Source organism: Petrimonas sp. (genome assembly GCF_963921705.1).
GTDB lineage: Bacteria > Bacteroidota > Bacteroidia > Bacteroidales > Dysgonomonadaceae > Petrimonas > Petrimonas sulfuriphila.
In genome coordinates this window covers 339,352-364,320 of sequence record NZ_OY997410.1, presented here as the reverse complement: position 1 = coordinate 364,320, position 24,969 = coordinate 339,352, and the positions used below count along the sequence as shown (strand labels likewise).

The following is a 24,969-nucleotide window of genomic DNA, read 5'->3' as shown; positions in this document are numbered from 1 at the left end:
AAAAAAAGCCGCACCAACGGCGCAGCCCTTTAAATAGGTAAAATAAAGGAATTTTATTCTCCCAACAATTCATTCAGTTTATTGTGAAGTTCTGCTCCACGCAGGTCTTTGGCAATAATGATCCCCTCCTTGTCCAAAAGGACGGTGTGCGGAATACCGCGGAAAGCGTACAGCTCTACCACCGGGGTATCCCAGAACTTAAGTTCAGACATCTGGGGCCAGGTCATGTTCAACTCTTTTATGCCGCTCAGCCACCTTTCTCTTTCCCGGTCGAGAGAAACTCCCACAACTTCAAAACCTTTGTTTTTGTAATTGTTGTAAGCTGCAACCACATTGGGCATTTCGTCGCGGCAAGGACCACACCAGGCTGCCCAGAAGTCGATCAGGACAACCTTTCCTTTTCCTGCGTAATCCGATAATGAAATGTCGTTTCCTTCCGGATCTTTCATTGTAAAATCGATGAATTTCTGGCCGATAGCTACTCTTTCGGCATTTTCAAGACGTTTAACGATGCGTTGAATACTTTCTTGCGATTTATAAGCTTCATCCGTTAACGCAAGGATTTCGCGCTGGGTTTCCGGTTCAAACATCTCTGCGGAAGTCATAAAGAGGAATTTACCCAGCGGATTGGCTATGTTGGCTTTGATGAAATCAGCTGTTTTGCTAGATATATCGCCGGATAACTTTTCGTATTGCGCGGTAAGTGCGGCATCCAGTGAGTCTGTCATTGCACCCGTCGATGCAGCTTCCTGGTATTGTTGAGAGAGTGCGCGAATTTCTTTCGTTATATTTTCCTGTTCTGTCCTGAACGTATTGTAGGCGTCGTTTAGCTGTGAACCTGAAACCGTAACGGTGGAATCGAACTGCACGCGGATGGTTCCCGGCTCTAAAATGGCAAGCACCCTTGATGGTTTCTGAGGGTTAACCGTTTCGTCCAGAGCGATAAAGCGTAATACGGTTGAGTCGGCAGATCCTTCGAATTTGAACGAGCCGTTTGTTACAACGGCAGTGTCAACCGACACCATCTCGTTGGTTGTCATTTCCTGAATATATACGTTTTTGCCTTCATAGGCAGGATCAGTAACGGTTCCGTTAATTTTATAAGTTTTGTTGTTTTGACAAGAGATCAAAACGAAAGCTGTGATTAATAGGAGTGAAAATTTTTTCATACGATTTTTCTTTTATTCTTTAAACGGTGCAAATATACATAAAAAAAGAGAGTTAGCCCATTCTTTGCTGTTTTTTTGTTGCCTTGATAATAAATGAATGATAAAGCCGTTTTAAAATAAAAGAGACAGAAATGGCTAATCCTGATTTTATCCGACGATTCTCCTTGTCCCACGAATCCGATGCAAAAGTTCCGGACCGTTTAAGCATATGTATTGTTCTTCAATATGCAAGATCGCTGCGTATAGAGAAAAAACTGCCTACCCATTTAGGTTTGTTCATCATCAATTGATTTTTTTATTATCTTTGACACTCAAAATGGATAACGATATGAATCATCTGGTTGCGCCGTCATTGCTCTCGGCGAATTTCCTAAATCTTGAAAAAGATATCGAAATGCTGAATCGGAGTGAAGCCGATTGGATACACCTTGATATCATGGACGGTGTTTTTGTTCCCAATATTTCTTTTGGGTTCCCGGTTCTGGACCTGTTGAAAGAAAGGACGAGCAAGTCTCTGGATGTGCACTTGATGATTGTTCAACCCGAGAAATTCGTAGACGAAATTGCCGCTGCGGGTACGGAATACATGAATGTCCATTACGAGGCATGTACACATTTGCATCGTGTGGTTAGCGAGATCAAGAAGCGCGGAATGAAAGCCGGGGTTACTCTTAATCCGCACACTCCGGTTTTGTTGCTCGAAGACATTATCCGAGATTTAGATATGGTTTTACTCATGTCGGTTAATCCTGGTTTTGGCGGTCAAAAATTCATCGAACATTCGCTGGAGAAAGTTAAGGTGTTGAAAGAATTGATTCTTCGGAAAAATGCCCGGGCACTTATCGAGGTTGACGGAGGAGTGAATCTTGAAACCGGAAAAAGGCTGGTAGAGGCTGGAGCTGATGTGTTGGTTGCCGGAAATTTTGTTTTCTCTTCTCAAGATCCCATACATACTATTCATCAACTGAAATCGTTGTAATTCTCTGAAAAACACTCCCTCATAAGCGTGACAGTTATGAGCGATCTTGTGGCTAAAATACCCTTTATCAGGTTGTTGCTTCCGGCAGTAGCCTCTATATCCATATCGGCTTTTCTGATTGAACTGACTTATTCCTGGGTAATCTGCATGGCAGGAGTGGGAATAATGGCAGTCTCTTTTTTTATTTCGGAGAGAAAACAGTTCACCTGTCGCTGGCTTTTTGGAGCAGGTTTGTTTATTTTTGTTTTTGGCTTGTTTTCTCTTTTGTTCCAGCAGAAAATAGAGGAATCCCAATGGCGTTTTGCAGACAAACCGACGGTCTGTATAGGTACAGTTGTTGATGTTCCGCGGGAAAAACCGCGGTCATTTGCCTGTAATGTGAAAATCAGCTATCCGGTAAGCCATAAAATCGTGGCTTACCTGCAAAAGGAGGATAGGGTGAGGAACATTACCCCCGGGGATGAAATAGTTTTCGTTGCCCAGATCCGGACTTTTAAGAACTTCGGAAATCCAGATGATTTCGACTACGTCCGATTTATGCGAAACAACGGTTTTTCAGGCACCACCTATTTGTCTTCATCAAATTGGTATTCCACTGGAAAAGAGCATACATCGCTGTACGTTTCGGCACAGAAAGTTCGAAAAAAGGCGTTGGAGTTTTACCGTATGTTTGAGTTGGATAACGACGCTTATTCATTTATTTCCGCTCTTACGCTGGGTTACAAGCACGATTTGACAAACGAACTGCTGGAGGCTTTTCGTGCGTCAGGAACAGCTCATGTCTTGGCCGTTAGTGGGTTGCATGTGGGGGTTATTTACGGTATCTTCGCATTCCTTTTTTCTTTTTTAGGAAAAACGGGCGGGAGGTTCGTGATAAAACAAATTATGACTATTGCCGCTTTGTGGCTTTACGCTTTTCTTACAGGGCTTTCCCCATCGGTTCTCCGGGCAACTTTGATGCTCACGATTGCTTCTGTGGGATGGATGGGGGGAAGAAGAGGTTTTACGCTAAACGCGTTGGCTGCAGCCGCTTTTTTTATTCTTGCTTTCAATCCGATGAGCCTTTTCAACGTTGGGTTTCAAATGAGCTTCATAGCTGTTCTGGCTATCTTATCCTTTAGTCCGGTACTGGATAGCCTGTATCAGCCTAAGAACAAGATAATAAAAAAAAGCTGGGGTTTATTTTCTGTTTCCATATCCGCTCAAGCAGGTATTTTCCCCATTGCTTTGCATTATTTCGGTACTTTCCCAACCTTTTTCTTTATCGCCAATATGTTGATAGTGCCGTTAATAGGTGTGATTATCTATGCTTGTATTCCTGTGATTCTCCTTACAGGATTGAAACCCTTCCAGTTTGTAATTGTCGACTGGCTTTATCCGGTTTTTGGATGGATTTTGAAAGGGTTAATCTTCGTTGTATTGAAGGTCGTCTGCTTTATCGAAACCCTTCCATACGCACAATTGTCAGATAAGCCTATTTCTACACTACAGATGATGATGTTGCTCTTTATCGTTGTTACTGTTTTTAAATTTTTCACACATAAGAGAGTTGCTAGCCTGATTGCTGGTTTAACTTGCTCCCTGTTCTTTATCTTGACATTCACGTACGCTGAACTATCCCGGAAGCCTGTTCAATTAGCCGTATTTAATAAACCCGGCTTTAGCGATATCGGTCTTTACGTGGATGAAAAACGGGTTTACTTCGACGTAAAAGAAAACGGTTTTATTCCGCATCCATCAAAGTCGATACTGCGTTTGTCAGGGAGTAGTTATTCGCATGTGGAAACATCCCGGCCGTTGGAAATCGATGTGTTGATCCTGTCGCATGACCCGGCCTTCTCAATGATGCAACTGACGAATATTTTCCGTACCGGACAAATCGTGCTAGACAGTTCAATTCCTCTGTACGGCAGAATACGGTTAATGAGGGAGTGTGAAAAGCTGGGGATTTCCTGTCACGATGTGGGAGAAGATGGGGCATATCTCATAAATTTGTAGTAATTTTGATCTTTTCTATAAAAAATGAACTATTTCGAACCCTTATCGGAGATTATTGACAAGTCATCCGTACAACAGGTGCAAGAGCTGATCGAAAACAGCAGCCAGATATTGATTACCACACACCTCTCTCCCGATGGCGATGCATTGGGGGCCTCCCTAGGGCTGTATCATTTTCTGAAGTTGAAAAAGAAAGATGTCAAGCTGATGGTTCCCAATTCGTTTCCTTATTTTTTGAAATGGATGACCGGATCCGGTGAAATTCTTGTTTACGAATATAATCCGAAAGCAGCACAGGTTATTTTCGATCACGCTGATCTGATTTTCAGTCTCGATTACAACATACCCAAACGAGTAGGGAATATGGCATCTCTTTTGGAAAAATCCAGTGCCCGTAAAGTGCTTGTTGATCATCATCTTTTTCCCGGGGATAATTACGATGTGGTTATCTCTTATCCTGGAATTTCATCGACTAGTGAGCTGATTTTCCGTTTGCTGTACCAGGCAGACCGGTACGAAGAAATCGACAAAACGGTTGCAGAGTGCATTTATTGTGGAATGATGACCGATACCGGTGGTTTTACGTTTAACTCCAATAATCCGGAAGTTTACCTGATAATCAGTTTGTTGCTTAGGAAGGGAATTGATAAGGACCGGATTTATTCACTGGTTTATAACAACCTTACGGAAGACCGGTTCCGGTTGCTGGGCTTCACCTTGTCGCAGCGAATGAAAGTTTATCCCGAACTTCACACTGCGCTCATATGGCTCTCGCTTGAAGACCAGAAACAATTCAGCTACAACAAAGGAGATACCGAAGGATTCGTGAACTATCCGCTCAGCATTAAGGATATTATTTTTTCCGCATTTATTCGCGAAGACGAGGAGATGGTGAAGCTCTCGTTCCGCTCTCAAAGCACGTTTCCCACCAACGAATTTGCGGCTCAATTTTTTCACGGCGGAGGACATTTAAATGCCTCTGGTGGAGAGCTTTATGGTACACTGAGCGAGGCTATTTCCCGGTTTGAAGACGGTATAGGATTGTATGCTGAAAAATTGAGAAATACGCCGAAATAAGTTGTATCTCTCGTTTTTTTTAAAGAGCATATCAATTCACTTTAAACTCAACGGATGTTGTTGTCTGTCCGTTTTCCGCTTAATTGTGGTTTCATAATTTTTTGTTCCCTTTTTTTGTATGATTTCCTACTTTCACCCCACAGGTCTTTCCTTATATCAATCTAGAGCCTGGCTACTGCAACATACATATTTTTACAAGTCATCTTGAATACGTAAGATTCAATTTCTACATGAGTGGGTTAATTAATGCTGGCTTTATCTATCATTACAGCTTCAGCGTATATAAGCTAGATTAATCCGTTCCAATTTGAAAATGCTTTACCTTTTCATTATAATATAGGATGAGTCTTTTTAATTTATTCACACTATTTCTTTTAATTTAAAAAAATTATGCTATGACAACAATTCGCGTAAAATTAAGAACATCAACCGTATCGGATAAAGCAGGATCGATTTATTATCAGGTGATTCATTGTAGGAAACATGTTCAGTTGACTTCTTCCGTAAAGCTGTATCCTCATGAGTGGGATGCACACAACGCACGTGTTCGTGCCAACGGAGAGAGAACTTCTTTCCTGTTAGCGGCGCAACGGACAATAAATGCCGATCTGGCTGTTCTCCATGACATCATTTCCCGGAAAATGGCAATGGGCACTCCTTATGATGCTGCCGATATCGCTTTATCGTTCCGGATGCTTACGCCTGTAGAAGCAGATTTCTTCTCATACATGGAAAAACGTATACGTAAGCTGGAAGAGAAAAACGCTCATGGAACGAAACTCAATTACTGGCGGGCATATCGCAGTTTTGCGACGTTCTTGGGCCAGCAGTATCTACCGTTTCCTGCATGCACCGAAATGCTCATCGGTGAATATGAAAAATGGTTGCGGCAGCGCAAAATAAAACGAAACAGCAGCTCATTTTATATGCGTATTCTGCGTGCGGTTTATAATTCGGCGGTGTCTGACGAATTGGCCTCTACAGAAAATCCTTTCCGAAAAGTATATACAGGTATAGACACTTCCCGTAAACGTGCGGTGGACAAACATGTCATCAGGCAGTTAAAAACTCTGGACCTGACAGAAAAACCGACTTTAGCTTATGCCCGCGATCTCTTTCTTTTCAGCCTCTATTTGCGAGGAATGGCATTTGTGGACATGGCTTATTTACAAAAATGCGACATACGGCGCGGGGATGTGACTTATATCCGCAGAAAAACCGGGGTACGTCTATGTGTTAAAATGGAACCCTGTTCACAGGAGATTTTAGAACGCTACGAAGAAAAAACAGCCCATACGCCCTATGTTTTGCCCATTATTACGAGCGTCGACGAAAAACAGGCGTACCGTGAGTACCAGAATGCTTTGAGTTATTACAACAAGCAGCTTAAACGGTTGTCGGAAATGTTGGGATACAACATTCCGCTTTCGTCATATACGCCGCGCCATACCTGGGCAACAACAGCGCGAGACACCAATATCCCCCTATCGGTTATCAGCGCGGGTATGGGACATTCGTCCGAAAATGTAACACGGATTTATCTCTCATCCTTAGATAATTCGATCATAGACAAAGCAAATTATAAAATATTGTCGGTGTTCGATTAAGCTGCTTTAGGCGGCTAAAAAACCTTATTCTGCTCCAGAAACAGGAAAGAAAGGATAAACAAACTTGATATTCTGATTAACAATAAACTAAATAAGAACTATCGTTTCGTTTTATATAACAAAACCCATTATTTTTAGAATAATTCTTTTCTCTAAAAAAATATTACGAAGTATAAAAAAACCATTTGTAAAAGATCATTAACGCTCAGCCCTTGAATTAACATTATTTATCGACACTCTTTTATAAATATAAACTACTGGTTATCAGATGTAAGCGCTCAAAACCAACTTTTCTTTACATAAAAAATGTAATATTTTGTAACGTAAGTTCAGATTTCTTTCATATCTTTGTGGGAGATAAAGTCCTGTTTCTGGAGCAGAAATAGTACTTTATCTTTTGAGTGGATATAAATAATCTATAAATCAGTGTTTTATAAATATTGGTGTCCCCGGAAAATGTCTTTATACGAAATGAAAACATGAAAGCCAGTGATACTTCATATTGGTATGCATTACGGGTTACCTATAGCAGGGAGATGATGGTCAAAAAGCATTGTGATGCTAACAACATCATTAACTTTATACCGTTGGAATATAGAATGTGTGAACGTGACGGTGTTATAATCAAAAAGTTGCAGCCTGTGATACGAAATTTGATCTTTGTGAAAACCAGCATGTCTTGCATCAACGAATTAAAAAGGAAATATCCGATACGTTACATTATGAATAGAGGTACCGGCGATCCGGTGATTGTTCCTGAAAAGCAAATGCTCGATTTTATTGCCGTTGCCGGCAATTACGATCAACAGGTCGTTTTTTTAGCTCCCTGCGAATTAAGGACAAAGACAGGCAGCAGGGTGCGCATAAGGGACGGTATATTCAAAGGAGTTGAGGGAGTGTTGGTAAGAGTCAGGAACGATAAACGTGTAGTTGTGCAAATAGAAGGACTGGTAATGGTGGCCACGCATTATATACATCCTTCTTTGCTGGAATATTTGGAATAATAGAGCATCGATACGCTGTTTTAATGTCGCCTATAAAGCATATAATACCTAAAAGATGGAATTATTTGTTAATTTTTTCTCTGTATCCGTTGTCAGTGCATTTTTTTCATGGATACTCCTTCCCAAGATTCTGCAAATCTGTATGAAAAAGGCATTGTTCGATTCACACGACGAGAGGAAAATACATTCTGGAGTTGTTCCGAGGTTAGGAGGGGTCGCTTTTTTCCCCGCCCTGTTATTTCCCTTTCTTGTGATTCTCAGTATCAACCTCCTACTGCAAACATCCTTGGTTGTTTCGGTTAACATAACGTTATACATCGAACTGATGCTGGCTTTGTCTGCCATGCTGCTTATCTATTTTACGGGAGTGGGGGACGACCTGATGAATATCCGCTACCGGATAAAACTGATGATCCAGATTATGACAGGGATATTATTTACCTCCTCCGGAGTATGGATCAATAACTTTTACGGTCTTTTCGGATTAAATGAAATAAATGCTGTTATCGGTATTCCCCTTACCATCTTTGTCATCGTTTTCATTATTAATTCCATCAACTTTATCGACGGTGTTGACGGTCTGGCAGCAGGAATAGGCATGTTTGCCTTTCTATATTATGGACTTATCTTCCTGTATATGCAGTCGTATATTTATAGTTTATTGGCATTCAGTTCTTTTGGGGTGCTAATCCCATTTTTCTATTATAATGTATTCGGAAAGGCGAACAGGGGAACTAAAATATTCATGGGAGATTCAGGATCGCTTACGATCGGTATGCTTCACTCAGTTTTTGCCGTTAAGGTATGTCATTATAACCCGGGGAGCCTTTTTCAGTCGTCGCAATCGATTGTATTGGCCTTCTCCATATTGCTCGTCCCGATGTTCGACGCGCTGAGGGTGATCTTATTGAGGATCTGTACCGGCAAAAGTCCTTTCAAGCCCGACAAAAGGCATTTACATCATCAGTTTCTGCAGTTGGGGTTTTCCCATAGGGGTATTATGTTGATGATCCTGACGATCGCTGCTTTTTTCGGAACGGGGAGTATGCTGCTGGCTCCATATGTCGATATTAACCTGCTATTGGGATTGATTATCCTATTATGGACCAGTATGGATATCTTTTTGAGAATAAGAATAAAACACGCGGTTCAATCGATTCCTGCCAAAAGTAAAAAAACAATGAAACAGGCGTATCGGGCCGGAATTTCAAAATCAGTGGATGAATGGGTGTGATCTTTTTCAATCTCATTCAATCTTTTTCAATCTTATAAAAATGAAACAAACAAAAGCTCACAACATTTTCGCACTGATGGTAGCAATTGCATCATTCTTCTGGTCGTGCACGTCCGTAAAGAATATCGGCTATTTTCAGGACCTGGAACCCGGGGTTGCGGAACAAATGGCTGCTCCTCCGGAAATAAAGGTGCGTCCCAACGACAAGATATCCATTGTGGTGAACAGTAAGGACGCACAGTTGTCGAATCTGTTCAACCTCCCTATTGTTTCGCACCGTATAGGTGTAGCTTCCGACCAGTCGCTGAACCGCAATGCCCAGCAAGTATCCGGTTATACGGTTGATACGTATGGTGAGATCGATTTTCCGGTAGTGGGCAAAGTGCGTGTAGCGGGGCTTACCCGCTCGGAGATTGCTGTCCATATAAAGCATACACTTATCACCGAAGATCTGGTAAAGGATCCGGTAGTCACCGTCGAGTTTATGAACCTTAGCTTTTCAGTGTTGGGTGAGGTGAATAACCCGGGAAGGTTCTATATCGACCACGACAGGATAACGCTGCTGGAAGCGATCGGTATGGCGGGCGATCTCACTATCTACGGGAAACGCAACGCCGTATATCTCCTTCGCGAAGAGGGGAGCGTACAGGTTCCGTACCGGGTGGATCTTACTTCCGCCAGGGAGCTTTATGCTTCACCGGCATTTTATCTGCAACAAAACGACGTGGTGTATGTGGAACCGAATACTGTTCGGGCGCGCCACTCCACCGTCAACGGCAACAATGTGCGTTCCACCTCATTCTGGCTATCGCTGGCGTCCCTCGCCGCCACCATCACCATGTTATTCGTAAGGTTAAAGTAATTATTCTACACTTCACTTTTAGTTTAATTGTATGGATTTCGAAAAACAAAAAACAACGGACGATTTTATCAGGATCCAGGATCTGCTCCATATATTGATTTCCAAATGGTACTGGTTTGTCCTGAGTTTATTTATCACTATAGCACTGGTGATCCTTTATTTATTAATAACTCCGCCCATATACACCCGCACCGCTTCCATCCTGATCAAAGATAACTCCAAGAGCGGGGCATCCGCCGGAAGCATGGCGGAGTTCGATGATCTGGGTATTTTCAGATCCAACACCAACGTCAATAATGAGTTGATCACATTGAAATCGCCTTCATTGATGGAAGAGGTGGTAACCCGGCTCGATCTGGATAAAAGGTATATTTCCCGACGTGGTTTGAGAAAAATCGATCTGTATAAAAGCGCGCCGGTGCTGGTGACGCTTAAAAATCCCGACGGGCAAGCCCTGCAGTTTGATATAGAATTACAGCCTCACGGGCAAGTCAGATTATTTGATTTTATCCATTCCGGGGAAGCTCTTTCCGGTGAAATAGAAGGCGCTTTGTCCGATACTATTGCTACTCCTTTTGGAGTGGTGATGATCATCCCTACACCCTATTACAATGAGGAAGGGGGTAATCCACATGTCCGATTTGTTAAAAGCAATCGTCAAAGTGTGGTTAACGGCTATTCATCGGCATTGCAAGCTGTACTGGGAAGTAAAGACGCTACTGTGGTCAACCTGAGCATCAAGGATCAATCCCCCCAGCGGGCTGTCGATGTTCTCAATACACTGATCGCCGTGTATAATGAAAATTGGATGAAAGACAAAAACCAGATCGCCATCAGCACTTCCCGGTTTATCAGTGAAAGGCTCAATGTGATCGAGAGCGAACTGGGCAATGTAGATGAGGATATTTCGAGTTATAAAAGCGAACATATACTTCCGGATGTAGATGCGGTTTCCGGTATGTATCTGACCCAATATGCGGAGAGCAGGAGAGAATTGCTGGAGTTGAATAACCGGCTTTCCATCGTGGAATATATCCGCGGTAATCTGACCGATAGATCCGGTGACCAATTGCTGCCCGTCAATACGGGCCTCGACAATGCAAACCTCGAAAGGCAGATCAGCGAATACAACGCCTTGTTGTTACAGCGCAACAGCCTGCTATCCAATAGCAGCGAGAGAAATCCGTTAGTTATCGATATGAACCAGTCGCTAGCTGAGATGAGCCAGGTGATTATCCGTTCCGTCGACAACCTGATCGCGTCGTTAAACACGCAGATCGACAATGTAAAGAGGCAGGAAGCGCGTGTTATGGGGCAGATCGCCTCCAATCCTAATCAGGCGAGATACCTACTTTCGGTGGAACGCCAGCAGAAAGTAAAGGAAGCGTTATATCTATACCTGCTGCAGAAGCGGGAAGAGAACGAACTTTCACAGGCTTTTACGGCGTATAATACCCGTATCGTTACCCCACCGCACGGATCGCTCAGCCCGACGGAACCCCGGAGGGCTTTTCTCCTGTTGATCGCGTTGCTCGCCGGCACATTGCTTCCGCTCGTCTTTTTTGTGGTGAAAGAGAGGACGGATACCACGGTGCGGGGGCGTAAAGACCTGGAAGGAATGACCATCCCGTTTATAGGGGAAATACCGTTGTATCGCAAGCGAAAAAGTAAGTTCCCGCAGAAAAAAGAGGACACACCGGTCATTGTGGTCAGGGAAAAGAACCGGAATGTCATCAATGAAGCTTTCCGGGTAGTACGTACCAACCTTGAATTTATGGTAAAAAAGGAAAGCCAGTCCAATGTGGTCATGCTTACTTCCATAAATCCTTACAGCGGGAAAACGTTTGTTACCATGAATCTTGCCGCCGGCTTTGCCATAAAGGGGAAAAAGGTACTGGCCATCGATCTTGATATGCGCAGGGCGTTGCTCAGTAAGTACATCGAGTCTCCCAAGCCCGGTATTGCCGACTATCTGGGGCATCAGACCGAAGAGTGGAAGCCTGCCATTGTAAAAGGAAAAAACAGTGGCGAACCGGATCTGCTTCCGGTGGGCACTATCCCTCCCAATCCCGCCGAGTTGTTGTTCGACAAGCGGTTGGAACAGATGCTGGCGGAATTACGTACGGAGTACGACTATATTTTTATCGATTGTCCGCCGGTAGAAATCGTAGCCGATACATCCATCATCAATAAACTGGTGGATATGACCCTCTTTATTGTCCGGGCGGGATTGCTCGACCGCAACCTGCTGCCCGAGATAGAGCACTTTTATACGTCTCGGAAATTAAAAAATATGTCGTTGATACTGAACGGAACCATGCCGGCGAATACCCGGTACGGTCATTACCGGTACGGCTATCGTTACGGGTATGCCTATGGGAACGATTATATCGATGAAGATTAGTGAAATTTATGTGGCCCTTTTCAAAACGTTCTTTATTGGCCGATAGCCATATTCTGTACGGACTTACCGACTATCATGCCCATTTGCTTCCCGGCGTGGATGATGGTATTTCCAGTATGGGAGAGGCATTGGAAGCGCTGTCCGGCTTAGAGCGGCATGGCGTGAAACGTGTGTGGCTTACGCCCCATATCATGGAAGATATGCCCAATACCACTCTGTATCTGCAGGCCCGGTTCCGGGAGTTGAAAGCTGCCTACAGGGGCGCGATAGAACTTCACCTGGCCGCGGAGTATATGCTGGATAACCTTTTCTGGGAAAGGTTGGCCGGGAACGACCTGCTCCCGCTGGAGGGAAACCTGCTGTTGGTAGAAACCTCCTGTTTTAATCCTCCGATAGATATGGAGGGTGTTTTTGAATCCATTCTGTCGTGTGGATATTTTCCTGTACTGGCGCATCCCGAACGATACAGCTACATGACGATGGACGATCTTTACCGGTTAAAAACTGCCGGGGTGCAATTTCAGTTAAATCTTCCTTCCATAACAGGCCTTTACGGAAAGACCATCCGGATCACGGCCGGGAAACTCCTTCAAAAGAACCTATATGACTTTATCGGCACTGATATGCACTCGTTGAGCCATTTCCGGCATGTGAAAAATACAAAGATCAGTATAAAGCGTATCCAGCGCCTGAGGGTATTGGCCGTACTCCAACAATACAACCAATTCGGCATTCAAAGACCTGCTGATATATAAAATATTGGTGACTTGTAGAGATTGTATTAAATAAACAAACATGGTAAGAGATAAGACCATTTTAGTAACCGGGGGAGCCGGTTTTATCGGTTCCAATCTGGTAGAGGAACTGCTGGCATCAGGAAACAGGGTGGTATGCCTTGATAACTTTTCTACGGGAAAACAGGAGAATATCCAATCTTATCTGTCACATCCTTATTTTTCATTGATAGAAGGCGATATACGCGATTTCGAAACCTGCCGCAAGGCGACAGAAGGAACGGAATATGTGTTCCATCAGGCGGCTTTGGGCTCTGTACCCCGTTCTGTCAAAGACCCGGTCACAACCAATGAAGTCAATGTGTCGGGTTTTCTGAACATGTTGGTAGCCGCCCGCGATGCCAAGGTGAAACGCTTTATTTATGCAGCAAGTTCATCCACTTACGGAGATTCGGAATCATTGCCTAAAGTGGAGGAGGTAATCGGCAGGCCGTTGTCTCCCTATGCCGTAACAAAATATGTGAATGAACTCTATGCCGGTGTGTTTGCGCGCACCTATGGGTTAGAATGCATCGGCCTGCGCTACTTCAATGTGTTCGGCCGCCGGCAGGATCCCGACAGCGCATATGCGGCAGTGATTCCCCTGTTCGTGAAAAAACTGATAAATAATGAATCCCCTGTTATCAATGGTGACGGCGAATATAGCCGTGATTTCACCTATATCGATAATGTGATATGGATGAATCTCCTTGCCTTGGAGACGGAAAATCCCGATACCCTGAATCAGGTATATAATACAGCCTGTGGTGAGCAAACCACACTTAATCAATTAGTGGCTTACCTGAAAGAATATCTCGGTGAGTCCGATCCTATAATCCGGCATATTGAACCTATTTACGGTCCCAACCGGCCTGGAGATATCCCTCACTCTTTGGCGAATATCGATAAAGCAAAACGGCTGTTAGGCTATAGTCCGCTATACAACGTGCGCGACGGGCTAAAAGAAGCCGTAAAATGGTATCGGGAACGTTTTCGATAAGCCAAATGAGCAGAACCAAGCTTGCTTGAGTTATGCCACGGCGAGAAAACGCCTAATGGAATTGAAAACTTATAAAATTTCACATATTAATGGATCAGGAAACAAAAATCGCCGTGATCGGCCTCGGGTATGTAGGATTGCCTTTGGCCAGATTGTTTGCCACTAAGTATCCCGTTGTGGGATTTGATATTCACAAAAAACGCGTGGATGGACTGAGAGAAGGGCGCGACCATACATTGGAAGTGGAAGATGACGTGCTTCAATCTGTTTTGGTAAAAGAGAACCCCTTTGCCAACCACCGGACACCATCCGTCGGTCTCTATTGCTCTGCCGATCCCAGCGATATTAAAGACGCCAATATATACATCGTTACCGTGCCTACGCCGGTAGATAAGAACAATCGCCCCGATCTTACCCCATTGGTGAAAGCGAGTGAAACGGTGGGAAGGGTCATCGGGAAAGGTGATATCGTTATATATGAATCCACCGTTTATCCCGGTGCTACGGAAGAAGACTGTATTCCTGTAGTGGAACGGATATCCGGGTTACAATTCAACAAAGATTTCTTTGCCGGTTACTCTCCGGAACGTATCAATCCCGGTGACAAGGAGCACACGGTCGAAAAAATCAAAAAGGTGACTTCCGGCTCCACGCCCGAAACCGGGAAGAAGGTCGATGATCTGTACAGATCCGTAATTGCTGCCGGAACCCATTTGGCTCCCACGATCAAGGTAGCCGAAGCTGCCAAGGTGATCGAGAACTCGCAGCGTGATATCAATATCGCCTTTGTCAATGAGTTGGCAAAGATCTTCAACCGGATGGGTATCGATACGCACGATGTATTGGAAGCTGCCGGTACCAAGTGGAACTTCCTCCCGTTTAAACCCGGATTGGTGGGTGGACATTGTATTGGTGTGGATCCCTATTACCTGGCACAAAAGGCACAGGAGTACGGGTATCATCCCGAGATCATTCTGGCCGGTCGCCGGATGAACGATACGATGGGGGAGTACGTAGCTTCGCAAGTGGTAAAGTGCATGATAAAAAAGGGAATTTGCATTAAAGGGGCCGATATCCTGGTATTGGGTATTACCTTCAAGGAAAACTGCCCGGATGTACGGAATACCAAGGTAGTAAATGTCATACATGCCTTGCAGGGATATGGGGCGAACGTTATTGTTCATGATCCCTGGGCAGATCCGGGAGAAGTAGAGCGAGAATATGGCATCATCAGTTATCCATCCCTATGCTCCAACTTCCATCCCCCAATCCCTTATTTCCAATACGACGCTATTGTCTTGGCTGTGGGGCACAAAGAGTTTTTGGATATAGAGTGGGTGCAATTCCTGAAACCGGACGGTGTGACATATGATGTGAAAGGAATACTGGAGGGAGTTGTGAACGGAAGGTTGTAATGCAAATTTCAGAAAAAAGAACTATGAGGCTAACTATTATAGCGGGGGCAAGGCCTAACTTTATGAAAATCGCTCCTGTCATCCAAGCCATTGAAAAGTTTAACGGAAACGGGAAACGGATGGAATACCGTCTTATCCATACGGGGCAGCACTACGACAAGAACATGAGCGAGACTTTCTTTAAGGAACTGAATATTCCCAAACCGGATGTAAACCTGGGTGTAGGGGGCGGAACCCAGGCGGAACAAACGGCCGGCATCATGATCGCGTTTGAGAAAGAGTTGACTGAACATCCTGCCGATCTGGTAATCGTGGTGGGTGATGTGACTTCCACCATGGCGTGTTCCATTGTAGCAAAGAAATTAAATACAAAGGTCGCTCATATCGAAGCGGGTATCCGCTCATGGGATCTGACTATGCCGGAAGAGATCAACCGGATGGTTACCGACTGCTTAGCCGATTATTATTTTACCACCACCGAACTTGCCGGTCAGAACCTGAAAAAGGCGGGAGCGGAAGACAAACAGATATTTTTTGTAGGCAATGTGATGATAGATACCTTGCTTGCCAATATGCACCGGTTGGTGAAACCGACACTATTTGACGCTCTTTCGTTGAAAGAAAAGGAATACATCGTACTCACCCTGCACCGCCCCGCCAATGTGGATGAAGCCGAGAAGCTAAAGGCCCTCATGGCGGAAATTGTCGACAATGTGCAAGGCCTTCCGGTTATTTTTCCTATTCATCCGCGGACGGTGAAGATATTTTCCGAGTTGAATATCAAAGCCGATAACCTTCATATTGTCGACCCGATGGGTTATCTGGAATTTAACTATTTGGTAAAATATGCAAAAGCCGTTATTACCGACTCTGGCGGAATTACGGAAGAGACTACCGTGATGGGTATTCCCTGTATTACACTACGGGATAATACTGAGCGGCCAGAGACTTGTACTATCGGTACCAATGAATTGATCGGCACTAATCCAAAGGCCATAAAACCTACGTTAGATAAACTTTTTTCCGGCAATTGGAAGGAAGGTGATGTTCCTGATCGATGGGATGGTAAAACGGCGGAACGAATTATACAAGTGATATCAGAGCTGAGAATAGAAATAGTGTAATTTATACGTAAGATTTATTTAGTCATAAATTGAGTAAGAATTTAAGGAGTAGAACTGTTTCAGGTCTTTTCTGGAGTTTTATAGACAGTTTCGCAGTTCAGGGAATAGGATTTGTTGTAGGCATCGTTCTGGCAAGAATACTGGACCCGAGCGATTTTGGATTAGTAGGAATGATAACTATATTCATTTCTATCTCACAATGGTTTGTAAGTAGCGGATTTGGACAAGCTTTAATCCGAAAACAGGATTGTACGCAGGATGACTATTCGACGGTATTCCTTTTTAATATAATATCCGGTGGAATCTTGTATATTGTATTGTTTGCATCTGCTTCTTCGATTGCTCATTTTTTCAATGAACCTCAATTAATTCCTTTAATTAAAATACTAGGATTTAGTATTCTTATTACAGCATTAACTATTGTCCAAAGAACACAACTCACGAAAAGATTAGCATTTAAATTACAAACAAGAATTTCTGTTGTTGCTTCTGTTACTGCTGGTGTTGTGGCTATAATAATGGCATATTATAACTGGGGTGTATGGAGTTTAATCGTTAAGACTTTAATTGAAAATGGAATAAATTCTGTCTTATTATGGTTGTATAGCAAATGGAGGCCATCATTAATTTTCTCAAAAAGGGCTTTTGATGAATTATTTGGTTTTGGATATAAACTAATGTTAAGAGGCTTGATATATACGATATTTAATAATATCTATTATGCAATTATTGGTAAATACTTTTCGGCTGCTCAATTGGGGTATTATACGCGTGCCGAACAATTTTCCAATCTTCCTTCGACTAAAATTAATAAAATTGTCAATAGGGTAAGTTATCCTGCATTAAGTGAACTTCAAGAAGATACTGTTAGATTAAAACATGTTTATAGGAAAATACTGATATCTTTAGTCTATATTACATCCATATGTATGATTATACTGGCAGCACTGGCTGAACCAGTTGTAATTATATTAGTTGGAGAGAAATGGAGACCTTCAATCGAGTATCTTCAGCTGTTGAGTATTATAGGATTATTATATCCTCTATGCGATTATAATCTAACTATCCTTAAGATAGTAAATCAACCTTCCATAATTCTCAAACTGGAAATTTTTAAAAGACTTTTTTCAATTCCTATTATTGTGATAGGAGTTATATTAGGAATTAAAGAATTACTAGTCGGAATAATAATTTTAACCTGGGTTGAGTTTTTTGTGAATAGTTATTTTTCAGGAAAATATATTGCATATAGCATCCTAGAGTTATTAAAAGATGTTTTGCCCAATATCTTTTTAGCTGTGGTCGTGGGGATAGGTGTTTGGGGTTATGTTCAGTTTTCTGTCGTGGATAATTTGTATTATTTACTATTAGGTTTAATAATTTCTATCAGTTTAACAATTACATTGTCTGAATTATTTAAAATAAAAGGATATTATTATATTAAAGAAATTTTAGTAGGAGAATTTATCAGAAGAAAGAACTAAAAACAAATGATAGTTATGAAAATAACCGCTATAATACCGGCTTATAATGTAGAAAAGTATATTCAACGCAGTATTGACAGTGTGTTGAATCAAACATATAAACCATTTGAGATACTTGTTATAGATGATGGATCTACTGACAATACGACAAATCTTATTCAAGCATACGGTAACAAAGTAACCTATTTATTTAAAGAAAATGGAGGAGCAAGTAGTGCAAGGAATCTTGGAATTATAGAAGCACAAGGAGATTGGATAGCTTTTTTAGATTCAGACGATGAATGGATTGAAACGCATTTGGAGAACTTTGTACAGACGATTGCAAAAAAGAAGGATTTAATGTGGTATGGTGCTCCAGTAAGACATATAGACCAAGAAACTGGGAAAAAGCTCCTTGATTATAATATTAAGTTCAAAAAAAGGTTCAAGAATAAACCGTACTTTGAAGATTATCTCTCAGCAATTCCCCCATTGGGTTTTTTCTCTACACCAACAATGATTATTAAAAAAGAAGTGTTTTGTAAAGTACGATTGTTTGATATCAACAAAAAGAATGGGCAAGATCGTGACATGTGGTTCCGGATTGGGTTACACTATCCCTCAATTGGTTATATGGGTGTGATAGGTGCAATTGTGTATAAAAGACGAAACTCTTTATCAAAGAATAAGAGTTTTGATGTAGAGAACTCTATTAAAAGATATTTGGAATACGAGAACCTTGCAAAATCATTAGGTGATGATTATTTGAAAAGAGCAGAACCACGTTTAAAGAATTGGATTACAAGAATGTTAAAATCGTGTATATCACGAGGTGATTATAATTCAATAATGAGAATAAAAGAAGAGATGGGATTTTATCTCTCACTTAGGTATAACCTTTTAATTAAGATACTCTTAAAATTTCCAATCACATTAAGAATTATTGCTGAAAACTGATTTTTTTAAAATGATAAATGATGATAATTTTTCAATAAGAATATTTAATTCATTCAATGACGATAATTTAAAAGAGGCATGGATAAAATTAGAAATCGGGTCAAATGCATTTCCTCAAATGTATTATGAGTGGATAGAGCCATGGTGGAAACGAAAGGGGATTGATAATAAACTTCATATAATAACCGTTGTTAATAACGATGGCATTATCGCAATTGCACCTTTTTGTATTAGAAATATTTTTGGAATAAGATTATTGGAAACTATTCCTAAGCATTTTGGTGATTTTTTTGATTTTATTTCAGTAAATGACTATTCATCATTGTGTTACAGAAGAATTTTAGATTATTGCTATACTTTTAAGAATTGGAATTTAGTTCGACTAAATCAAATTAATTCAACAACAACATTGTTTGCCCAACTATGTAAAGCTTCAAATGCGGTATTTATCAAATCTTCCGACTTAGTTTATACAAATACCATCTACAAAGATATTGATCAATTTTTGAATGCTATACCTAAAAAACAACGAAATGAATATAAGAGAAGATTAAAACGGTTTAAAGAATTAGGAAATATAGAACTTAAAACGATTCAGACATTCAACGATTATAATAGATATGAATCAGCAATGAAAAATATTTACATTAAACGTTGGGGAACAATGTCGAAGAAGAATGATTTAGTGTTCGAGTATAGAAAAGAATCCTACGGTAAATGTTTAGATAAAAAGAAAGCATTAGGCTTTATTTTAACTTTGGATGATGTTCCAGTAGCTTATCGTTTGGGATTCTTACATAATGATATCTTCGTAAGTTGGAAACTTGTATATAATCCGGAATATTCTAAATTTTCTTTAGGAAATCTTATTTCTTTGATGAGTATTGAATATGCGATAAAGTTTAGGATCAGAGCTATTAACAATGGTGTAGGTGATTATGCTTATAAAAGAGACTGGTTTAATAATTTAATTAGAGACTCTAATTATTCTATTTACATTAGGAAAAAAACAAGCCTTGTATCACTAATATATATATTTATCCAACTTAAACTTAAGCCTCTTCTAAAAAAAATGCTTTATAAAGTTCGAAAATGAAAAGTGTAGATTATATTTTAAATATATTTAAGCAATATGGCATTTATAAAGGCTTGATACGCATTTTATATGCAATTTTGAGGCCTATATTCAAAAAAAAGGAGAATATTGTTCTTGCTATCCAAAATCATCAGCCAAAAGACTTTGATAGTAGAGTGAGAGAGTTGACTAGTGATTCTGTTCAAAGTTTATTTGATAGCAATATCATCAATCTTCAAAAGAAAGAAAGTATACAGAGTATTCTTAAAAATCATTCCAAAGGATACTATATCCTGGAAAATGAACTGTTGGTCGCTTCGGCTTTTGTGCAGATGAGTGGAAAATACAAATGTGGCACTTATTATTACAATATACCCAGTTTTACATGCGTTTTGAAAAATCTATATGTGGAAGCACCGTTCAGAGGAAAATCTTATGGTAAATATTTAAATAAAGCTCGGATAAATAATATTCCAATAGAGTATTTACCTGTTGCTTTTGTGATTCCTGATAACAGATATGCCTTACGTAATTTGAAAATATTTGGATTTGAGGAAATCTTATATGTGAAACACATCACATGGTTCAGCAAGTGGACAAAAATGAAATTAAAAATATTGAAGGCAGGGAAATTAGCAGATCATTTAGTTACAGGTTTTTACAATTAAATATTGTAAGTAATCAAAATTAAGCGATAATATGAGAGTAGTTAATGAACAGTCTTTTTCCCACCGTTTCCAACGTCCTGTTGGTAATGTAGAAAAGAGCGTCTGTATTCACATAGCTCTGTGGCCTGATCCATTTCCCCTTCAATATTCTCCAGAGTGTTTCCGCAATATTCAGGTGCGGGGAATACGGGGCAGATAGAAAAGGAAAAGACCTCTTTTCTCCCAAATAGGTCGCAACTCCCGTATTTTATGATTGCGGTAGACGCTAGCATTGTCCAGTATGACTGTCCTGTTCGATGGCTGCACGCACGGCTTCCTGGTCTAGGCAGTTCATGATAGGTTTGCGACCACAGCCAGGGTGGATTTGCAGGCTTGTAATTCCTTCCGAAAGGAAGCGTTTACCCATGCGTTCACGGAGACTAGGCTCATATCCAATCTGCTTCCCTGCTTTTGTGGAAGACAGTCCATCGATCTTGAGAAGAACTGCACGGCAACGCATACGGAAACAGTGGCTCGTACCATTGCGGAAGCCGTTCTTGAGTTGCCCACGTTGGTTTCCGTTAATTCCAGTTTTTTATATTTCCCATTGATCGTATCTACTATAATAGAACACAAAGAACGACTAAATATTTTATACACACTAATTATGAACATTTACTTAGATTATGAAAATTATTATTGGTGGGGATATATGTCCAATGGGATCAATAGAACCTGCATTTGTTAATGGAAATAAGAGGATGATATTTAATGATTTGCTTCCTGTTATTCAGTTGGCCGATTTTACTGTTGTCAACCTAGAATGTCCATTAATCAAAGAAGATTCTCCAATTGAAAAGGATGGACCTGTGCTTGGTGCTCCTGTTTTTTGTATTAATGGAATTAAAGAAGCGGGGATTAATGCTGTAAATTTAGCTAATAACCATATACTTGATCATGGAGAAAAAGGGATGAGAAGTACTATAAACATCTTAACTCAACAAGGAATTGAATGGTTCGGTGGAGGCAAAAATTTATATGATGCAGGACGCATTTTAATCAAATCGATCAAAGGGAAAAGAATAGGATTTTTAGGAATTGCGGAGCAAGAATTCAGTATTGCTGGGATCAATTCATATGGTGCAAATCCAATAGATTTGATTAATATTGTGAGAACAATTCGTAATAATAGGAATAATATTGACCATTTAATAGTTCTTGTACATGCGGGTAAAGAGTATTTTCATTTCCCTACCCCCAATTTACAGAAAACTTGTAGATTCTTAATCGAAGAAGGAGCTGATGTCGTGGTTTGTCAACATTCTCATTGTGCAGGTACTTTTGAATATTATCAGGATAAACTGATTGTATATGGTCAAGGTAACTTTTTGTTTGAACCACTAGGTGAAAAAAATATATCTTGGTTTGAAGGTTTTTTAATTTCATTAGAGTTTAATAAAAATTCTATGAGAGCTACTTTTATACCCTATTTTCAATCTAAAGGTTTTTTAGGTGTAAGGCGAATGAAGGTTGAACAAGAAACATTGTTCTTGAATACTATAATTGAACGTTCTCAAGAAATCACGAATGTGGAGTTTATAGAACAAACGTGGAGAGAGTTATGTGAAAAGGAAAAATATCTTTATAGTAGTAGATTGCGTGGACATAATAGATGGCTTCGCTTTCTTAATAAAAAAATTCATTTTACTGACTGGTTTTATTTCAAGAAATCCGAAATGATAGTTAGGAATGTGGTCGAATGTGAAACCCATAGAGAGGGGCTTTCTACTTTATGGAGATATAATAAATGAGTTATGATGGTTGATATTAGTAAAAAAAATATATTATCTTTTAGAGCAAGAATGCTGCTTTATGCATATGCTTGGAAATCCAAGCAAAAAATAGTTGTAATTGAAAGCGATGATTGGGGGTCTATTCGAACTTCCTCCGAGGTAGCATTTGACTATCTGGTTTCTAATGGGTATAATATGGAGAATTCCGTATACTCCTATGATTCTTTAGAAACGAATGAAGACTTGGAATATTTGTATGAAATATTAAGTGCACATGTTGATTCAGAAGGGAATCCAGCTTGTTTTACTGCTAACGTAATATTGGCCAATCCTGATTTTGATAAAATTAAAAGATCTGATTTTCAGGAATACTATTATGAAACAGTTCAAGAAACAGCATCAACATTTAAAAAAAGTAACAGAATAATTGAACTTTGGAAAAATGGCTATAATAACAACTTGTTCTATCCACAAGTGCATGCACGTGAACATGTAAAATATTGGACGTGGCTAAGCGATTTGAAAAATGGTATTCCCGAAGCCGTACAAACATTTCAGTTGGGAATGTGTGGTGTACCCCAAAAAGTATCTAAAACTGGGACGAGTTATTATAGCCCATTATATTCCGATGAAAAGATATTACGCAAGAATGATGTTCATCAAACAATACTAGTAACAGAAGCCTTTCAATTATTTGAAAGCTTATTTGGTTTTCCATCTAAATCTACAATAGCTCCTAACTGCGGTTGGACTGATGAAACTGAAAAAATATGGAAGCAGAACGGTGTGAAGTATATACAAGGTGGATTTTTGCAAGAACATCATAAAGAATCGCATATCCAATATATTCCTCGATATTTAGGAGAAAAATCGACAAATACGAATTTAATATACTTAGTCAGAAATTGTACTTTCGAACCGTCAAAATCCAAAAATAATAATTATTGGCAGAAAACTTTAAGACAAGTTGAGAGATCTTTTAAATTAAATACACCTGCAATTATTTCAACTCACAGAATTAATTATACTGGATCAATTAATGAGAATATCAGGAGTAATAGTTTAAAACAGCTTGACACTTTATTAAGAGTAATAAAAGAGAAGTGGCCAGATATTTTATTTTATAATAGTGTGCAATTAGGAGATGCAATATCGCAATGAGTGCAAAGCAAAATAATCATCAAATTTATATAGGTAATAATTTGCTAGATATAGTGGTATTTATGATACCTGTAACTATAATGGCAGATTGGTTACATGATTTTGAAATCTTGAGTATTCCGTTGGGATTGTATTTAAAAGGTTTATCAATTGCCCTATATATTTACATCTTCTCTACAAATTCTATTAGAGGTTTTTATTTTAAAAATGTTCTTCTCTATATTTTACTTTTATTTGTCATTTATTCTCTCTTTTCAGATAATATTCTTCTAAATCTCTATTTCTCTATACGAGTAGCTTATTGGATTTTTGCTTCAATAGTTTTTTATTTTCTTTTTCAGAATGAACTGATATCTGTTCCCAAATTTAAAATAATGTTGATTCTCTCTGCATCAATAGCTGCAATTTTTACTATTAGGTATATTAGCGGGTTGGATGAAGAAAATTATGCCAATGCAAGTGGATATTTACTTTTATGGATTTTGCCATTATTGCTAGTATTCAGGAAAGAGATAATTGTGAAATTAATAATATTAATTTCAATTGTTGCTATCCTGATAACAATTAAAAGAGGTGTAATGCTTGCACTTTTGCTTTCTTTTTTAGGATATATGTTAGCCTTGTTATTTATTTCCCGCGATTTTATAAGCAAAATGAAAATTTTCCTTGGTGGAATTCTAATCGCTGGGGTGTCTTTAATTGTATTAATACCTAACTGGGAGATTGTATCGAATAGATTTGAAGATAAAAGTGGGTCGGGTAGAGATAATCTTTATGAAACTATTATAACTAGTTATGCGAATAGTGACCTTATACATCAATTTTTTGGTTATGGAATTAATTCTGTTCAGAAATTAACAGCTATAGTACTTGCTGGACACCAAGATAGTGTGGGAGTCGCTGCACATAGCGATTGGCTCCAATATTTATATGATTTTGGTGTATTAGGTCTCTTTTTTATGATTGTTATGCACTATAAAATGTTATCTTTTATAGCTTTTTACTTTAGAGCAAGGAGCAATTTGTTTCCGTCACTTCTTATGTTTTATATGATTTTTTTTCTGACTACAGTATATTCCTTTATTTTAAATACTCCTAATGCTATTTTTTTAGGAATTGGACTTGCATTTTTTTCTGCGTATAAAAATCATTTAGGTGCAAAAATGAAAACTATTGGATAAAATGAAATTCTCAATACAATATCTTATCAGAAATTTAAACGTAATA

General features: G+C 39.9%; 22 protein-coding genes. 20 read left to right on the top strand and 2 right to left on the bottom strand.

Translation table 11 applies throughout. From position 1 onward, the window contains the following. Positions 1-53 precede the first annotated feature (53 nt). Positions 54-1,169: a TlpA disulfide reductase family protein gene (locus AACM02_RS01540; protein ID WP_339115868.1), complete on the bottom strand. Its 1,116-nt coding sequence runs from the start codon at positions 1,167-1,169 to the stop codon at positions 54-56. 131 nt (positions 1,170-1,300) lie between these two features. Between AACM02_RS01540 and AACM02_RS01535 the strand changes: the two genes are divergently transcribed. The 17 genes from AACM02_RS01535 to AACM02_RS01455 all read left to right on the top strand — a co-directional run bounded on the left by AACM02_RS01535 (position 1,301) and on the right by AACM02_RS01455 (position 20,809). Beyond that, a complete protein-coding gene (locus AACM02_RS01535; protein WP_332455837.1) occupies positions 1,301-1,459 on the top strand; it encodes a hypothetical protein in 159 nt (52 codons plus the stop codon). A gap of 38 nt (positions 1,460-1,497) precedes the next feature. Next, complete coding sequence (gene rpe, locus AACM02_RS01530; RefSeq protein ID WP_332455838.1) at positions 1,498-2,148, top strand: ribulose-phosphate 3-epimerase; 651 nt, start codon at positions 1,498-1,500, stop codon at positions 2,146-2,148. A 36-nt stretch (positions 2,149-2,184) separates the two neighbouring features. After that, positions 2,185-4,146 (top strand): ComEC/Rec2 family competence protein, encoded by a 1,962-nt coding sequence (locus tag AACM02_RS01525; RefSeq protein WP_339115867.1) that lies wholly within the window; start codon positions 2,185-2,187, stop codon positions 4,144-4,146. Positions 4,147-4,170: 24 nt separating this feature from the next. Next, positions 4,171-5,223 (top strand): DHH family phosphoesterase, encoded by a 1,053-nt coding sequence (locus tag AACM02_RS01520; RefSeq protein WP_339115866.1) that lies wholly within the window; start codon positions 4,171-4,173, stop codon positions 5,221-5,223. 395 nt (positions 5,224-5,618) lie between these two features. After that, positions 5,619-6,830 carry a site-specific integrase gene (locus AACM02_RS01515; RefSeq protein WP_339115865.1) on the top strand — a complete coding sequence of 404 codons (1,212 nt, stop codon included), beginning with the start codon at positions 5,619-5,621 and terminating at the stop codon, positions 6,828-6,830. A 479-nt stretch (positions 6,831-7,309) separates the two neighbouring features. Then, on the top strand, positions 7,310-7,834 hold the full coding sequence (locus AACM02_RS01510) for a UpxY family transcription antiterminator (RefSeq protein ID WP_339115864.1): 525 nt from the start codon (positions 7,310-7,312) through the stop codon (positions 7,832-7,834). Positions 7,835-7,976: 142 nt separating this feature from the next. Next, positions 7,977-9,068, top strand: coding sequence for an MraY family glycosyltransferase (locus AACM02_RS01505; RefSeq protein WP_339115863.1), 1,092 nt, complete (start codon positions 7,977-7,979; stop codon positions 9,066-9,068). Between the two features lie 76 nt (positions 9,069-9,144). Further along, complete coding sequence (locus AACM02_RS01500; RefSeq protein WP_339117411.1) at positions 9,145-9,930, top strand: polysaccharide biosynthesis/export family protein; 786 nt, start codon at positions 9,145-9,147, stop codon at positions 9,928-9,930. A 31-nt stretch (positions 9,931-9,961) separates the two neighbouring features. Beyond that, a complete protein-coding gene (locus AACM02_RS01495; protein ID WP_339115862.1) occupies positions 9,962-12,334 on the top strand; it encodes a polysaccharide biosynthesis tyrosine autokinase in 2,373 nt (790 codons plus the stop codon). 8 nt (positions 12,335-12,342) lie between these two features. Beyond that, positions 12,343-13,089 (top strand): CpsB/CapC family capsule biosynthesis tyrosine phosphatase, encoded by a 747-nt coding sequence (locus AACM02_RS01490; protein WP_339115861.1) that lies wholly within the window; start codon positions 12,343-12,345, stop codon positions 13,087-13,089. A 40-nt stretch (positions 13,090-13,129) separates the two neighbouring features. Next, complete coding sequence (locus AACM02_RS01485; RefSeq protein ID WP_339115860.1) at positions 13,130-14,107, top strand: SDR family oxidoreductase; 978 nt, start codon at positions 13,130-13,132, stop codon at positions 14,105-14,107. A gap of 89 nt (positions 14,108-14,196) precedes the next feature. Continuing rightward, complete coding sequence (locus AACM02_RS01480; RefSeq protein ID WP_339115859.1) at positions 14,197-15,522, top strand: nucleotide sugar dehydrogenase; 1,326 nt, start codon at positions 14,197-14,199, stop codon at positions 15,520-15,522. Positions 15,523-15,545: 23 nt separating this feature from the next. After that, positions 15,546-16,646 (top strand): non-hydrolyzing UDP-N-acetylglucosamine 2-epimerase, encoded by a 1,101-nt coding sequence (wecB, locus tag AACM02_RS01475; protein WP_339115858.1) that lies wholly within the window; start codon positions 15,546-15,548, stop codon positions 16,644-16,646. Positions 16,647-16,675: 29 nt separating this feature from the next. Continuing rightward, a complete protein-coding gene (locus AACM02_RS01470) occupies positions 16,676-18,130 on the top strand; it encodes a lipopolysaccharide biosynthesis protein (protein WP_339115857.1) in 1,455 nt (484 codons plus the stop codon). 15 nt (positions 18,131-18,145) lie between these two features. Then, positions 18,146-19,066 (top strand): glycosyltransferase family 2 protein, encoded by a 921-nt coding sequence (locus tag AACM02_RS01465; RefSeq protein ID WP_339115856.1) that lies wholly within the window; start codon positions 18,146-18,148, stop codon positions 19,064-19,066. A 10-nt stretch (positions 19,067-19,076) separates the two neighbouring features. Then, a complete protein-coding gene (locus AACM02_RS01460; RefSeq protein ID WP_339115855.1) occupies positions 19,077-20,162 on the top strand; it encodes a GNAT family N-acetyltransferase in 1,086 nt (361 codons plus the stop codon). After that, positions 20,159-20,809 (top strand): hypothetical protein, encoded by a 651-nt coding sequence (locus AACM02_RS01455; RefSeq protein WP_339115854.1) that lies wholly within the window; start codon positions 20,159-20,161, stop codon positions 20,807-20,809. The genes AACM02_RS01460 and AACM02_RS01455 overlap by 4 nt, the downstream gene beginning before the upstream one ends. Positions 20,810-21,139: 330 nt before the next feature. Here AACM02_RS01455 and AACM02_RS01450 read toward each other — a convergent pair whose 3' ends face one another. Further along, entirely contained in the window at positions 21,140-21,463 is a 324-nt protein-coding gene (locus AACM02_RS01450; RefSeq protein WP_339115853.1) for a hypothetical protein, read from the bottom strand. Positions 21,464-21,474: 11 nt separating this feature from the next. On the opposite strand from AACM02_RS01450, the gene AACM02_RS01445 reads away from it, so the two are divergent. From AACM02_RS01445 to AACM02_RS01435, 3 genes are read left to right on the top strand one after another with little or no spacing between them, the layout of a single operon-like run. Next, the gene (locus AACM02_RS01445) at positions 21,475-22,599 is read left to right on the top strand and encodes a CapA family protein (protein ID WP_339115852.1); all 1,125 of its coding nucleotides are present in this window, start codon (positions 21,475-21,477) and stop codon (positions 22,597-22,599) included. A 3-nt stretch (positions 22,600-22,602) separates the two neighbouring features. After that, on the top strand, positions 22,603-23,742 hold the full coding sequence (locus AACM02_RS01440; protein WP_339115851.1) for a hypothetical protein: 1,140 nt from the start codon (positions 22,603-22,605) through the stop codon (positions 23,740-23,742). Continuing rightward, positions 23,739-24,923, top strand: a complete 1,185-nt coding sequence (locus AACM02_RS01435) for an O-antigen ligase family protein (protein WP_339115850.1) — start codon at positions 23,739-23,741, stop codon at positions 24,921-24,923. The genes AACM02_RS01440 and AACM02_RS01435 overlap by 4 nt, the downstream gene beginning before the upstream one ends. Positions 24,924-24,969 lie beyond the last annotated feature (46 nt).